General features: G+C 55.9%; 15 protein-coding genes. 3 read left to right on the top strand and 12 right to left on the bottom strand.

Annotation, left to right across the window (positions count from 1 at the left end; all coding sequences use genetic code 11):
* Window position 1: 1 nt before the first annotated feature.
* The 9 genes from frr to folK form a co-directional block, all read right to left on the bottom strand.
* Window positions 2–544: a ribosome recycling factor gene (gene frr, locus AD944_RS15775; protein ID WP_035378233.1), complete on the bottom strand. Its 543-nt coding sequence runs from the start codon at window positions 542–544 to the stop codon at window positions 2–4.
* Between the two features lie 102 nt (window positions 545–646).
* Window positions 647–1,384 (bottom strand): UMP kinase, encoded by a 738-nt coding sequence (gene pyrH, locus AD944_RS15770; protein ID WP_035378083.1) that lies wholly within the window; start codon window positions 1,382–1,384, stop codon window positions 647–649.
* A 115-nt stretch (window positions 1,385–1,499) separates the two neighbouring features.
* Window positions 1,500–2,399, bottom strand: a complete 900-nt coding sequence (gene era, locus AD944_RS15765; RefSeq protein ID WP_045543019.1) for a GTPase Era — start codon at window positions 2,397–2,399, stop codon at window positions 1,500–1,502.
* A complete protein-coding gene (gene rnc, locus AD944_RS15760; protein WP_179946497.1) occupies window positions 2,392–3,138 on the bottom strand; it encodes a ribonuclease III in 747 nt (248 codons plus the stop codon). The genes era and rnc overlap by 8 nt, the downstream gene beginning before the upstream one ends.
* Window positions 3,135–3,944, bottom strand: a complete 810-nt coding sequence (gene lepB / locus AD944_RS15755; RefSeq protein ID WP_045543018.1) for a signal peptidase I — start codon at window positions 3,942–3,944, stop codon at window positions 3,135–3,137. Before lepB ends, rnc begins: the two co-directional genes overlap by 4 nt.
* Window positions 3,945–4,019: 75 nt before the next feature.
* The gene (gene acpS / locus AD944_RS15750; RefSeq protein WP_035378078.1) at window positions 4,020–4,427 is read right to left on the bottom strand and encodes a holo-ACP synthase; all 408 of its coding nucleotides are present in this window, start codon (window positions 4,425–4,427) and stop codon (window positions 4,020–4,022) included.
* A 34-nt stretch (window positions 4,428–4,461) separates the two neighbouring features.
* On the bottom strand, window positions 4,462–6,750 hold the full coding sequence (locus AD944_RS15745; protein WP_373317138.1) for a RelA/SpoT family protein: 2,289 nt from the start codon (window positions 6,748–6,750) through the stop codon (window positions 4,462–4,464).
* An 81-nt stretch (window positions 6,751–6,831) separates the two neighbouring features.
* Window positions 6,832–7,203, bottom strand: coding sequence for a DNA-directed RNA polymerase subunit omega (gene rpoZ, locus AD944_RS15740; RefSeq protein WP_035378074.1), 372 nt, complete (start codon window positions 7,201–7,203; stop codon window positions 6,832–6,834).
* A gap of 78 nt (window positions 7,204–7,281) precedes the next feature.
* Window positions 7,282–7,797: a 2-amino-4-hydroxy-6-hydroxymethyldihydropteridine diphosphokinase gene (gene folK, locus AD944_RS15735; RefSeq protein WP_231873613.1), complete on the bottom strand. Its 516-nt coding sequence runs from the start codon at window positions 7,795–7,797 to the stop codon at window positions 7,282–7,284.
* A gap of 133 nt (window positions 7,798–7,930) precedes the next feature.
* Here folK and AD944_RS15730 point away from each other — a divergent pair, with 133 nt between their 5' ends.
* The 3 genes from AD944_RS15730 (at window position 7,931) to AD944_RS15720 (ending at window position 10,432) form a co-directional block, all read left to right on the top strand.
* Window positions 7,931–8,554, top strand: a complete 624-nt coding sequence (locus AD944_RS15730; protein WP_035378072.1) for a LabA-like NYN domain-containing protein — start codon at window positions 7,931–7,933, stop codon at window positions 8,552–8,554.
* A 260-nt stretch (window positions 8,555–8,814) separates the two neighbouring features.
* Window positions 8,815–9,498: a carbonic anhydrase gene (locus AD944_RS15725; RefSeq protein ID WP_035378070.1), complete on the top strand. Its 684-nt coding sequence runs from the start codon at window positions 8,815–8,817 to the stop codon at window positions 9,496–9,498.
* Window positions 9,431–10,432, top strand: coding sequence for an endonuclease/exonuclease/phosphatase family protein (locus tag AD944_RS15720; protein WP_236709271.1), 1,002 nt, complete (start codon window positions 9,431–9,433; stop codon window positions 10,430–10,432). Before AD944_RS15725 ends, AD944_RS15720 begins: the two co-directional genes overlap by 68 nt.
* A gap of 104 nt (window positions 10,433–10,536) precedes the next feature.
* On the opposite strand, the gene AD944_RS15715 is transcribed toward AD944_RS15720, so the two are convergent.
* The 3 genes from AD944_RS15715 to metX all read right to left on the bottom strand — a co-directional run bounded on the left by AD944_RS15715 (window position 10,537) and on the right by metX (window position 14,477).
* Entirely contained in the window at window positions 10,537–11,841 is a 1,305-nt protein-coding gene (locus tag AD944_RS15715) for a DEAD/DEAH box helicase (RefSeq protein WP_035378068.1), read from the bottom strand.
* An 822-nt stretch (window positions 11,842–12,663) separates the two neighbouring features.
* Entirely contained in the window at window positions 12,664–13,302 is a 639-nt protein-coding gene (gene metW, locus AD944_RS15705) for a methionine biosynthesis protein MetW (RefSeq protein ID WP_035378063.1), read from the bottom strand.
* Window positions 13,302–14,477 (bottom strand): homoserine O-acetyltransferase MetX, encoded by a 1,176-nt coding sequence (gene metX / locus AD944_RS15700; RefSeq protein WP_035378062.1) that lies wholly within the window; start codon window positions 14,475–14,477, stop codon window positions 13,302–13,304. The genes metW and metX overlap by 1 nt, the downstream gene beginning before the upstream one ends.
* Between the last annotated feature and the right edge of the window lie 65 nt (window positions 14,478–14,542).

Below are 14,542 nucleotides of genomic sequence, written 5' to 3'. Positions count from 1 at the left end.
GTCAGACCTGCTTAATCTCACGATCTTTTTCGGCCAGCATGTCATCAACTTTTTTCACATACTGGTCAGTCAGTTTCTGAATGGCGTCAGACCACGTCTTGACGTCATCCTGGCTGATTTCGCTTTTCTTTTCCAAACCCTTGGTTTTGTCCATGCCATCGCGTCGCACGCCACGAACAGCCACCTTTGCACCTTCAGAATAACGGGCGGCAGCACGGGCCAATTCGTGACGACGTTCTTCAGTCAACTGCGGAATGGGCACGCGGATGATCTGGCCATCAGCAGCCGGGTTGAGGCCCAACCCGGAATCCCGAATAGCGCGCTCCACTGCCCCTACCAGGGCACGGTCCCACACCTGCACGGTCAGCATACGGGCTTCCGGCACAGCAATGGAGCCAACCTGCGTCAGCGGCACTTCACCACCATAGGCTTCCACACGCACAGGCTCCAGCAAAGCCGGACTGGCGCGGCCAGAGCGCAGACCAGCAAAATCACGACGAAGACTATCCAGAGCACCATCCATACGGCGCGTCAGGTCGTCCATCAGAGCATTCAGATCAGACACGGTTTGTTTCTCCCGTTTCCCGGGCGGCTCTTATGCCGCCCCTTAGACAAGCAAGCAGCACACATGCCGCCCGATTAGATATCAGGCAGCTTCAATAATCTGCGTAAAGGCCCCTTCTCCGCGCATTACGCGCCCGAAAGCCCCCGGCTCACCAATGTTGAAAACAATAATAGGCAGCTTATTTTCGCGCGCCAGACTGATGGCTGCGGCATCCATGACGTTCAACTGGTTGGCCAGCACATTCATGTAGGTCAACTGGTCATAACGGACAGCCGAAGGGTCTTTTTTGGGGTCAGCCGAATACACGCCATCAACCTGCGTGCCTTTCAACAGCACATCACATTCCATTTCCGCAGCCCGCAGGGCGGCCGCTGTATCGGTTGTGAAGAAAGGATTGCCCGTACCCGCAGCAAAGATAACCACACGTCCTTTTTCCATATGGCGCACGGCCCGCCGCCGGATATAGGGCTCCGCAATGGAAGACATGTGAATAGCGGACATCACACGGGTGGGAATCTGTTCCCGCTCAAGCGCATTCTGCAAAAGCAGGGCATTGATAACGGTTGCCAGCATACCGGCATAGTCACCCTGGGCCCGGTCCATTCCCTTGGCGGCTGCGGCCAGACCACGGAAAATGTTTCCGCCGCCAACAACAAGGCAGACTTCCACACCACCACGGACCACATCTGCCACATCATTGGCAATCCGTTCGACCGTCTTCTGATCGACCCCGAAGGCACCATCACCCATCAGAGCCTCACCAGACACCTTGAGCAACACCCGTTTGCGGCTTGGCGTTTCGCCTGTGGAAGCAGTCATTGGCCCTCGATCACGCAGTACTAGTCTGAAATTAGGCCCTGCTCAGCTAGGGGGCAGGGCAAGCTGCCCCTCTCTTATCCTTCATACGCCAAGGCCACAAGCGGGCAGCGCGGCCTTATGGCACATCATCCAGCCCGATAGCCCGCAAACGGGCGCGTTCTTCATCCCAACCAGACCGTTCCTTCACGTTCAGAAACAGATGGCAGGGCCGTTCCAGCAAAGCCGAAAGCTGCTTGCGGGCGCGCTCACCAATCTGGCGGATTTTCTGCCCACGTTCACCAATCAGGATTGCCTTGTGTCCTGCACGGGAGACATAGATGGTCGCGTCAATCCGCACTGAACCATCCGGTCGCTCCTTGTAACTTTCCGTCTCGACCGTTGCGCCGTAGGGCACTTCCTCATGCGTCTGCATGAAAATCTGCTCACGCACCAGTTCCGCTGCCAGCAGGCGGTCCGGCAGGTCTGTCAGATCATCTTCCGGGTAGAGATACGGCCCTTCCGGCAGGTTTGCCGCCAGACGATCAAGCAGATCATCCACCCCGCTGCCAGACCGCGCGCTGACCATGAACACATGTTCAACAGTCAGTTTTTCGGTAATGGCCGCTGTAAGCGGAAGCAGAACCTCCGGTGTGACCAGATCCGTCTTGTTCAGCACCAGCCAGATCTTGCGTCCGGCCTTGGCCAGCCGATCAATGATTTCTGCCACCGCCTCCGTCAGGCCGGATTTGGCGTCCACCAACAGCAACGTGATGTCTGCATCATCCGAACCAGTCCAGGCTGCCGCCACCATGGCGCGATCCAGCTTGCGGCGCGGACGGAAGATACCGGGGGTATCCACCAGCAGAATCTGCGTATGCTCGCGCATGAGAATACCCAGCACCCGAAAGCGCGTGGTCTGAGCTTTGGGGCTGACAATGGAGAGCTTTGCTCCGGTCATGCGGTTCAGCAAGGTGGATTTGCCCGCATTGGGGGCTCCCACCAACGCTGCAAACCCGCACCGTGTTGTTTCAGCCATGACGTGTGCCTTCCAATTTTTCCAGCAGACTGGCAGCCGCAGCGCTTTCCGCCGCACGTTTGCTGCCAGCACGCCCCTCCCCGCTGTGACCACCTGCGCGGACTTCCACCACAAACAGAGGCGCATGCGAGGGGCCATCTGCCCCTATTGTTTCATAAACCGGCAGAACCTGCCCTCGCGCCAGAACCCATTCCTGCAACGCGGTTTTAGGGTCCTTGGGCGGACGCGCCTGCGCATCCAGCATGGGTTTCCAAGCCTGACGAACAATTTCACGAGCCGGATCAAGACCGCCATCAAGGAACACAGCCCCAAGAACGGCTTCAAGTGCGTCTGCCACAACGCTAGCTGTAGCCTGCACACCAACACGCGCTTCATGCGCCGCAACCGTCAGATAATCCGCCAGTTCAAAACGCTCGGCTATGTCCGCCAGAGTATTTCTGGAGACCAGATGCGCCAGCCGGGACCCTAAGGCCCCCTCCTGCTCATCCGGATAACGCTCCAGAAGCCATTCCGCCATCAGGAGGCCCAGAACGCGGTCCCCCATGAATTCCAGCCGCTCGTTAGAGCCTGCGCCTTTGGTCTTTTGGGAACGTCGCCGTCCGCCTGCGTTCTGATACGCTGCGGAGCGATGTGTCAGAGCTTCATGCAAAAGGGCAGGCTTTACAAACTGATATCCCAACCGCTGCTGCAAAGCTTGGGCAGCAGGATGCAGGCCTACAGTGGTGCGTTCGCGGCTCACATTACGCTCCGGAACAGGCGCGCCCAGCGCACTTCAACCGGCCAGTACCAGAACTGCCATGCTGGATGCGCGGAATCGATAGAGAAGAACACGCGCTGCGCTTTTCCCACCAGATTTTCCATCGGCACAAAACCCAGATCTTTCGGACCATCCCCCATGAAGCGGCTATCCGCACTATCATCACGGTTGTCACCCATGGCGAAGAAATGGCCCGGTGGCACAACGTAATCAGGCGTATTGTTCTGGGCACCATCATCCATCAGCTTCAGCACCTGATGCTTGACTACACCCGAACCCTCGCTGTCCGGAAGCTGCTCTTCACAGGCCTCCCCTTCCATGGAGACCTGAGATTCATCCACGGCTGTGTAAGGATGGGCATCCACACAGGGCACGAGCTTGTCATTCAGATACAAATGCCCGGCCGTGACACGAATATGGTCACCGGGAAGACCCACAATCCGTTTGACGTAATCAACAGATGTATCTTTGGTGAAACGGAAGACAGCAACATCCCCCCGATGCGGCGTGCCGGACCAGACGCGCCCCTCAAACAGATCAGGAGAAAAAGGAAGCGAGTATTTTGAATACCCGTAGCTGTATTTTGAAACCCAGATGTAATCACCCACCTGAAGAGTGGGAATCATGGAGCCTGATGGAATCACAAAAGATTCCACCAGAAAAGTCCGCACCACGGTAACAACCAGCGCCACAACAATAATGGTACGCGCATATTCAAGAATAATCTGCCCAGTTGATGCGGGACGATCCACGCCTGCCTCTGAGGGAGGATGTTCCAGTTTGGTCATGTCCTGCATCGCCTGTTTTACATCAGTTCTAAAAAGAGAAATCGTGAGGGATGAAGCCGTGCCCCCTTCCCCATGTCAACCCGGAGTGACAGAGATAATCACCTCGGCAAAAGCATAAGGGGGTTCATCCGTCATACTCAATACCAGATGCGGGCTGCTTCCGGCCGGGATGAGCGCAGCAAGGCGGAGTTTGGCCGCCCCTGCCAACACCAGAGTAGGTTGCCCTGAAGGCAGATTTTCCACTCCGATCAAACTATGCGCCACACCCTGAGCAAACCCGGTTCCCAACGCCTTGGCGCAAGCTTCCTTGGCGGCCCAGCGTTTGGCATACGCCCCAATCCGGGCCTGCCCGGACCGACGCTCCGCCCGTGCCCGCTCCGTAGGCGTGAAAACACGCTCCAGAAAGCGGTCCCCAAACCGGTCTATCGCTTTTTCAATCCGGCGCATGTCACACAGGTCCACTCCTGCGGCAACAACCGTCATGCCACCACGCTCCGATTAAAGACCACCCGGCGCATCATGAGCGGGCCCTGTCGGCCTGCGCAATACCGGACGCAGCCCTCAATCCTGCAATAACAGAAGAAAGATGCCGCAGGTCACGCACTTCCACATCCACCAGAATTTCCATGAAATCCAACTGCCGATGCACAATCTTGAGGTTCACCATCGAGGCGTCACTCTTGGAGAGGGCGTTGGTAATGGTAGCCAGAACTGAAGGCTCGTTTTCCGCCACGATTGAAATACGCCCCACCCGCATTTCCGCCGCCCCAACACGGGCCATGGCGTCATAATCCCAATCCACATCCAGAAAGCGTTCCGGAGTAGCGGCAAAGCTTTCCAATGTCTGGCAGGTGCGGGTGTGAACCGTTACGCCTTTGCCCGTTGCAACCACCCCCACAATCCGGTCTCCTGGCAGAGGATGACAGCAGGCTGCAAAATGCACCGCCACACCGGGACCCAGCCCCAGCAGAGGAATACTACCACCCGAACGCCGACTACCGCCCCCGGATGAGGGTGTTGGCGAGCGCGGCCGAGGCCCTGCCGTGCCCAGAACACCAGGAAGACCCGGCACCATACGCGGCGCACGGGTGGCCCGGCGCAGTTCTGGATAGGCCGCATACACCACATCCCGCGCACTCAGATTGTTATTGCCAACGGCAACGTACAGATCCTGCAAGGAACTCTGCTTCAGCCCTTTCAGGATGGGTTCAATAACTTTTTCGGAACCATCCACCCCTTCCTGCCGGAAGGCCTTGGCCAGAGCCGCACGCCCGCCATCCAGATAGGTCTGGCGCTGCTGGGCCGCCACATACCGGCGGATACGCGCACGGGCCTTCCCCGTAACCACAAACCGTTCCCACGATGGGGACGGAGCCCCACCGCGCGCGGTCATGATTTCAACCTGATCTCCGTTCTGCAATTCGTGCCGCAGCGGCATCAGGCGACCATTGATCTTGGCGCCTACGCAGGAATCCCCAATCTGGCTATGCACGGCGTAAGCAAAATCAACGGGCGTCGCCCCACGCGGCAGCGAGATAAGCTGCCCCTTGGGGGAAAAGCAGAAAACCTGATCCTGATAGAGTTCGAGCCTGGTGTTTTCGAGAAATTCGTCTGGCGCGGAGGAGGCTTCCAGAATTTCGAGCAGATCCTGCACCCAGCGCGGACGCCGGAAGCTGGCGGGACCGCTTTCATCCTCTGCTGTGCCTTCCTTGTAAGCCCAGTGCGCGGCCACCCCGTTTTCTGCCACATCATGCATGGCAGACGTACGAATCTGTACTTCTATCTTCTGGTTACGCGGAGACCGCAGCGTCACCCCCGTGTGAAGGCTCTGATATCCGTTGGCCTTGGGGGTTGAGATATAATCCTTGAAGCGGCCAGCAATAACGGGATAGGCGGCATGCACAGCACCCAGCGCCATGTAACAGTCTTCCCGTGTTTCCACGATCACGCGAAAAGCCATGATGTCTGAAAGCTGTTCAAACGCCACATTCCGACGCTGCATTTTCTCCCAGATGGAATAGGGAGATTTCTCCCGCCCTGAAACATGGACGTTTTTCAGGCCGGCTTCATGGCACAGGCGCAGCAATTCACGCCGCACTTCCTCAATAACATCAGCGCCCTGGCCACGCAGATAGTTCAGACGCGCCCGGATGGTGACATCTGCTTCCGGCTCAAGCTGGGCAAAGGACAGGTTCTGAAGTTCTGTCTTGACCCGATCCATACCGATACGTTCGGCAAGGGGGGCGTAGATATCCAGCGTTTCCCGCGCAATGCGTTGGCGACGGTCCACGCGCTCCACAAAATGCAGCGTACGCATGTTATGGAGACGATCCGCCAGCTTAACCAGCAGAACGCGGATATCCTTGGACATGGCGAGCACAAGCTTGCGGAAATTTTCCGCCTGCTTGGTACGGTCGGACTGAAGCTCCAACCGGGTCAGTTTGGTAACACCATCCACCAGATCGGCGACAGTATCCCCAAACTGCGCCCGCAATTCATCTTGCGTTACGCCGGTGTCTTCAATGGTATCGTGAAGCAACGCCGTCAGGATGGAGGGCACATCCAGACGAAAGCCGGCCAAAATCATGGCAACGGCCAGAGGGTGCGTTATGTAGGGATCACCATTGTCCCGAAGCTGCCCGTCATGGGCCTTCTTCGCAACAGAAAAGGCACGGCGAATCAAGTCAGCATCAGCCGCAGGAGCATAGTCCCGCACCACATTGACCAGCCGCTCACAATTTACATCACCGCGCCCTTTTTCTGGCGCAGTGGAAGTCGTCTCATCATTCTTGACCACGGCAGGCAGCGGAGCATCTGGCCTTCCGGCCTTTATAACAGGGACAACCGCCCCTGTTTGATTTTCGCGCCCTGCCTGCGTCACACGCGCTTACCGACGTGCACGGCCGCTCAGAGCTGCTTCAATAGCGCCAGCATCATCAGCGGCTTCTTCTTCAGGGGACACTTCCTGCAGACCAAAGATGTTCTGCTCAGTCGGCACCAGATCCTGCACTTCTTCATCCACAGGCTCAGGTTCGGGCTCACGGGCCTGAGAACGGATCAGATCATTGCGCAGATCAGGAAGCTTGACCGTTTCGTCAGCAATTTCACGCAGCGCCACAACCGGATTCTTGTCATTATCACGGTCAATGGTAAGCTCTTCACCACGAGAGATATTACGGGCGCGCTGGGCCGCGTACAGCACCAGCTCAAAACGGTTCGGGACTTTCTCTACGCAGTCTTCGACGGTGACGCGGGCCATTACGAAGAGCCTCCAGACAATTCAGCTACAAAATATAGAAAAACCATATTACCCCATCCCCCCGCCACAAGGAAGGGGCTATTCCTGAATTTGCCGGATTTCCTGCCCGCAAACCCTTTCCAGCAATGCCTCCAGCATCTGCCCCGTAGCAGGATGAACCCATTCCGGCATGACATCGCGCAGGGGAAGCAGCACAAACGCACGTTCATGCGCCCGTGGATGCGGCAGGATAAGATGAGACACATCCTGACACAGCCCCCCAAATGCAATGATATCCAGATCAAGTGTCCGTGCGGCGTTCCGCACGGAGCGCTCCCGCCCGAAATCCAGTTCAATCTGCTGCAAAGCAGCAAGCAGGGCATCCGGTGTAAGCGTGGTCGTGGCCCGCACCACCCCATTTACATAAGGCGGCTGCCCGGATGGCGGCACGGGCGCACTCTCATACCAATGAGATACCGCTACAACATGCAACCCAGGGAGGGCACGCAACGTTTCAACCACCTTACGGCATGTCTCTAACGCGGCTTGCCCACCAAGGGGCAGATTAGCCCCCACTGCAATCAGTACCATTTCAGCACCCTTCCAGAATTTCATGTTCGGTGATATATCTTTTTCCGCAATCAGCAGTATAGTTATGCAGCGCCAAGTGTTTTGTGTCCGAACCTGGCCCCAATTTTAACGAAATTTCACAATACCTTTGGGTTATATATTAAAGGACGACCACCAAATGAATCTGAAAAAAGATGAAAGAACCTGTCTTTTTATTGACGGTTCCAGCCTTTATTCTACCTCAAGAAGCTTGGGCTTTGATGTCGATTATAAAAAACTTTTAGATTTCTTTGCCTCAAAGACACACGTTATCCGCGCGTATTATTACGCTGCCATTCTTGATACCGAGGATTACTCCCCCCTTAAGCCCCTGACGGACTGGCTGTCTTATAATGGCTATTTTCTGGTCACAAAGCCCGCGCGCGAATTTACCGATGCAACCGGCAAGCGGCGCGTAAAAGGGAATATGGAAATAGAGATTGCCGTCGATATGATGGAAATGGCCCCTCATATTGATCACGCTATTCTTTTTACTGGTGATTCCGATTTCCGCCGCGTGGTTGAAGCCGTGCAGCGGCAGGGTACTCGCGTTTCCGTGGTTTCTTCCATGCGCTCTAGCCCACCGCTGATTGGAGATGATCTCCGCCGACAGGCCGATAACTTCCTTGAACTGGCAACACTGGGCGCAAACTTTACCCGCCGCCAGACGGAAGCCCCAATCCGCACCCGCACGGCGGCGCCTCCTGTTCGGCACCCGGCAGACCAACTGAGCGAGCCGGAAGAGGAAGACCCCCTGACCTAAACTTCATCTAGGCCCGAAATAGGTCTCTCACGGAGACATGCTCGCACATTTTTAAGGGGGCATGTCTCTGCTGAAGCTTGTTTTTCAACATGTCAGACTCTTCAAACCATTGATTTAACTATTTTTCTCTCCTTCTTTAAAAAAAAATTTCAGAAGCGGGGAAAATTATGGAGTGCCATGCGTTTAAAGCAACTCTAGTATGTTGCCATACGTAACGGTGATAGAGATTTCTCTGACTGCTTTAATTTGGAGCCGCTTATATGCCCACATGTTCTGAAGCCCGATCCAGCCTCGTTTCGCTTCTTCGTGGCGTTGAACATTTCAATACCGAGGTGTTCCCGGCAAAGGAGAAGCTTTTCGCCTCTCTGGCGAGCGGCCAATCTCCCGATGCCCTTTTCATTGCCTGTGCGGACAGCCGGATCAACCCAAACCTGATCACCCAGACCGAACCGGGAGATCTCTTCATTCTGCGCAATATTGGCAATATTGTTCCCGCCTATGGCGAGATGCTGGGTGGCGTTTCCTCCGCCATTGAGTATGCCGTTCTGGGCTTGGGCGTGTCCGCCATTATTGTGTGTGGCCATTCTGATTGCGGCGCGATGAAAGCCCTGCTTGCTCCCAAAAAGAGTGGGTTGGACGGTATGCCCACCGTTGCCACGTGGTTGCGCAACGCGGAAGCTGCTCGCGCCTCCATGGGGGAACTTCAGGCAGAAGATGCTGGCCCTGCCAATGTGCGCACTCTTTCTGAACGCAACGTGCTGCTTCAAATTGCACACCTGAAAACACACCCCGCTGTTGTGGCTGGGCTGGCGCGCGGGACACTCTTCCTGCAAGGCTGGTTCTATGACATCGGCTCAGGCGAAATCAGCATTCTGGATGAACAGACACGCACTACCGTTTCCATCCCTGAAACAATCAGCCGACTGGAAAGCGAAGTCGCCTGATAACAGGCTTCACCCCAACCGCTACACCAAGGCGGGGCTTCGGCTCCGCCACACTTGTTTCTATCCTGTTTATAAATTTTTACTGGCCGGGGCGCTGGGTATTTCCCTGATAAGCGGGACCTCTGCCTCCGCACACCCGCTAAAAATCGCCACGTGGAACATGGACTGGCTCGTGGACAACCTCCAGCCGCCCACACAGCCACTGCCTTCGGATATTCCTCATCGATCAGCCACCGATTTCACAGCATTAGCCGGTTATGCGGACGCGCTTGATGCTGATATTATTGGGGTGCAGGAAGTGGATGGCATCTCCTCCCTGAGCCGTGTTTTTCCAGCCTCACGCTATCAGCTTTTTCTCTCCAACGACCCCATTGCCCAGCATACGGGCGCAGCTATCCGCAAAGGCCTGACCGTTACCCGCAACCCGGATGTAACGGATATTGCTGTTTCCATACCCGGAACAGTCCATCCGCTGCGCAGTGGACTTGACCTGACAGTGCATGAGGGTTCCACTGTCTTGCGCCTACTGGTTCTGCACCTGAAAACGGGATGTTGGGATAACCCGCCTGAAGACAGAAAACATGCCTGCCCCACCCTCGTGCTGCAATTTAAGGCTCTTGGAAACTGGATTAGCGCCCGACAAAAAGCGAATGATGCCTTCTTGATTATGGGAGATTTCAACCGCCGCCTAACCGTTCACGACCCATTTTTTCTCAGCATTCTGCAAAGTGGGCCACTTCGTTTAAGCACTGCCGGGCAAGCCAACCCGTGCGAAGGCGGCACGTATTTTATTGACCACATTCTTCTGGGCGGCCCTGCCACGCACTGGGAAGTAAAAAATTCACTGCGCGTTCTAATGTATCAACCAGCAGACCCGGCTGCGCTCTCAGACCACTGCCCCGTCTCGCTCCGACTAGATCCGTCAGCAAAGTAGAAAGAGCCTTTTTCTAAAATAGAATACCCAGCATGAAAAAAGCCGCTCGGGTTTCCCTGAGCGGCTTCCTTACTACCGCAGCCTACAAGCCTGTGACGCTTTATTTAGTGAGCGCGACCTGCGGCAGCACGACCGCCACCTGAGCGACCACCTGCCCCACGCGGCGGAGCACCACGGCCACGGCCTGCACCGCCTCCACCGCGCGGTGGGCCACCACGACCACGGCCACCGCCACCTAGCACCGGCGGACGCATGGTGGAATTCTCAGCTTCCATAGAGTGCCACGGATGATCACGCACCACCGGAATGGACTTGCCGATCGTCTTTTCGATATCCCGCAGCCATGCCCGCTGTTCCGGATCACAGAAGGAAACGGCCCAGCCATCACGGCCCGCACGTGCCGTACGGCCAATACGGTGAACGTAGCTTTCCGGTACATTTGGTAGATCGTAGTTAAAGACGTGGCTGACATCATCCACGTCAATCCCGCGGGCAGCGATATCCGTTGCCACCAGCACTTTCACGCTGCCTGCCCGGAACCCCTTCATGGCGCGTTCACGTGCACCCTGGGATTTGTTGCCGTGAATAGCTTCCGCCACGATACTGTTTTTGTTGAGGAATTCCGCAACCTTGTTGGCTTCATGCTTCATGAGCGTGAACACCACGGCCCGAACCACTTTGGGAGATTCCACCAGTGTCAGCAGCGCATCGCGCTTGTTTGACCCATCCACAAACATCACAGCCTGCTGGATGCGATCCACCGTGCTGGAGGGCGGCGTGACTTCCACCTTTGCAGGATCATGCAGCAGCGAGCTGGCCAGATCGGCAATGCTGCGCGGCATGGTGGCAGAGAACAGCAGCGTCTGCCGTTTTGCCGGCAGGAAGGTCATGATACGGCGAATGTCGCGCACAAACCCCATATCCAGCATGCGGTCTGCTTCATCCAGCACCAGAACTTCAAGCGCGGAAAGATCGATATAACCTTGGCCGATCAGGTCCAGCAGACGGCCCGGAGCCGCCACCAGAACATCCACACCACGGCGCATGGCTTCAACCTGCCGCCCCTGCCCAACACCACCAAAAACCACGGCCTGCGTGAATTTCATGTGGCGCGCATAAGCCTTGAAGCTTTCACTGATCTGGGAAACCAGTTCACGCGTGGGGGCAAGAATAAGAACGCGTGCTTTTTTAGGGCCCGCAGGTTTGGGGTTCTTCAGCAGATGGTCCAGAATCGGCAGAGCAAAAGCCGCCGTCTTCCCGGTGCCGGTCTGGGCGAGACCAAGCAGATCACGCCCGGCCAGCAGATGAGGGATGGACTGAGCCTGAATGGGGGTGGGGTTTTCATACCCCTCCTCGGCCAGCGCCTTCAGCAGGGGCTCGGCAAGCTTCAGATCGGAAAACGTAGTCATCAGGGCGAAAACCTCTTCGTGCTGCCTGAAAAACGAGACGAAACCACCCCTTTTCAGTTGCGCACCTTGAATTTCAGCCTACACACCCGCCTATCTCTGAGCAGAAACAGCCGCACACGTGCACGCATGAACTTTTTGTAACAAATGGCGGCAGTGTCGTTCATTTTCTGGAAATCTTTTTGAAAACTCTGCCCTCGCCGTTCAGTATATAAGCGGACTTTTGTGGTCCTGCAAGCCTTCCGTACCAATTTGGTCCGAAAAGAAGCTTCTTAATGCTGTCCTCTCTTTTCTTTTTATGTGTTATTTATTTTAACATAAAAAATAGCTACTCTGCAAAATCTTTAGACATCTGAAACGAAGTTTCCAAAATAACGGGAAACAGGGTTGGAATAAAAAGCTCTCTTATTCCTGAAGAACCTAACAAATTTTTAAGAAGAAACTTGAGCAGGCAGAAACGTTACCCGTCTCTTTTTTACAAGACCGTAAGATTCCATGCAGAAATAAGTGGGGCCATTACCTCTGCAACACCACAGAAACCTGCCTCAAAAGCGATGAAATAAGGAGGCGAAATCACTCGCGATTCACCATAAATTTGGGGAGTCGGAACATCCCCATTCAGGATTTTCCGCCCATTGCGCTCTCGATAGCGCATGATCATCGCGATCAGGAAAAGGGGTTTTTAGTCCCCTCCAATCGCCGACTGATCAAGACGAAACCTTTATGAAGAAACGTTAGGCCAATGGCACGGGACACAGTTAATTGCTGAAAATCCGGCCATTTTATGTGACCGCCTGCGTTCTTCGGCTCTCAGCAAAAGCCACATTATTTCCTTCGGCGCGCTGGTTTTTCCGGCTCACAATCCTCTTTGCGCCCCAGCAGGAACAAGGCCTGCTCACCAAACAGATTGGCCAGTCGGATGGAGCGCCTCCATGGCGCGCGCTCCCCGTCCTCATCCACAGCCATCCATTGCTGAACACAATAGCCCTCTTCCTGGCACAGGGTCAGAAAGTCCCGAATGGTACAAGGGTGAATGTTCGGTGTCTCATACCAAGGCGTATGCCACACGCTTGTCATGGGCATACGCCCGCTGAACAAGAGCATCAGCCGCAGTTGCCAATGGCCAAAATTGGGAAAGGAGACAATAGCATGTCGGCCAATGCGCAACATCTGGCGCAGCACCTCACGCGGACGCTCCACAGCCTGCAACGTCCGCTGCAACACCACATAGTCAAACCCACCATCGGGATAATGCGCAAGATCGTGGTCGGCGTCGCCGTGCACCACGGGTAATCCATGCGCCACGGAACGCGTCACCTCACGCATGTCAATTTCAATGCCACGCGCATCACAGCCCCGAAGCCGGAACAGATGATCAATCAGCGTACCGTCTCCGCTGCCAATATCCAGCACACGGGTTCCCGGTTCAATCATTTCGGCAATCAGCCGTTGGTCAAGACGCATCAGCGCAGTCCCGCATGTTCGGCAACACCACACAGAAAACCGCGTACCGTGCGGTCAAAATCCGGTTCATCCAGCAGAAAGGAATCGTGCCCCTTGTCTGTGTCGATTTCCACAAAGGAAACGTTGGCGGCAGCCTGATTCAAAGCCCGCACCAGATAGCGGGCGCTTGAGGTCGGGAATAGCCAGTCAGACGTGAAGGACACCACACAGAACCGCACCGGGGTTCCTGCAAAAGCAGCGGGCAGTTCCCCATCATGTTCGGCGGCCAGATCAAACCAGTCCATGGCCCGCGTGATGGTGAGATAGGAATTGGCGTCAAACCGCCGCACAAAGGCAGACCCTTGATAGCGCAGGTAAGATTCCACCTCAAAGATATCACTGAACATGGAAAGGGAGGCCTCCGGCGCTTCCGCGTTGGAAGGGTCCTTGCGCACCCGCCGACCGAACTTGCGGGTCAACGCTTCCTCTGAAAGATAGGTAATGTGCGCCATCATGCGGGCCACGGCCAAGCCCCGTGCGGGCACCACGCCATGTTCCCAGTAGCGCCCGCCATACCAGTCCGGATCAGCAAAAATGGACTGCCGCCCCACTTCATTGAACGCAATATTCTGTGCGGAATGAAACGGAGACGTCGCAATAGGCATCGCGGCCAGCATCATGTGCGGATAGGTCACGGCCCATTCCAGCACCTGCATGCCGCCCATGGAGCCGCCCACCACAGCAAACAGACGTTCTATGCCCAGATGCCGCACCAGCATATATTGCGCGCGCACCATGTCCCGAATGGTGATGGGGGGAAAATCCGTGCCCCAGCGCTCAACGCCGTCGCCTTTTTCATCCGAACGCACTGACCGCGGCCCTGTGCTGCCCATGCAGCCACCCAGCACGTTGGTGCAAATAACAAAAAAGCGGTTGGTATCAATCGGCAGCCCCGGCCCCACCATGCGCGTCCACCAACCAGGCTTGCCTGTCAGCGGGTGGGTTTCCGCCACATACTGGTCCGCCGTAAAGGCATGACACACCATGATGGCGTTATCGCGCTTTTCTGAAAGGGTGCCGTACGTACGGTAAGCAACATCAATCGGAGCGAGATGCACCCCACATTCAAGATCCAGCCCTTGCGGGAAGGTGATGTGAGGATGATCGCCAACATCAAGAGGCGCTGTGCTGTTCATGGCTGGGTTAACAACTCCGGCAGAATGCCATCCGACATAAGCTCGGAAACAGGACGGATCAAGTA

The sequence above is a fragment of the Acetobacter tropicalis genome, from assembly GCF_001580915.1.
GTDB lineage: Bacteria > Pseudomonadota > Alphaproteobacteria > Acetobacterales > Acetobacteraceae > Acetobacter > Acetobacter tropicalis.
This window is presented reverse-complemented; position numbering and strand designations above follow the sequence as displayed.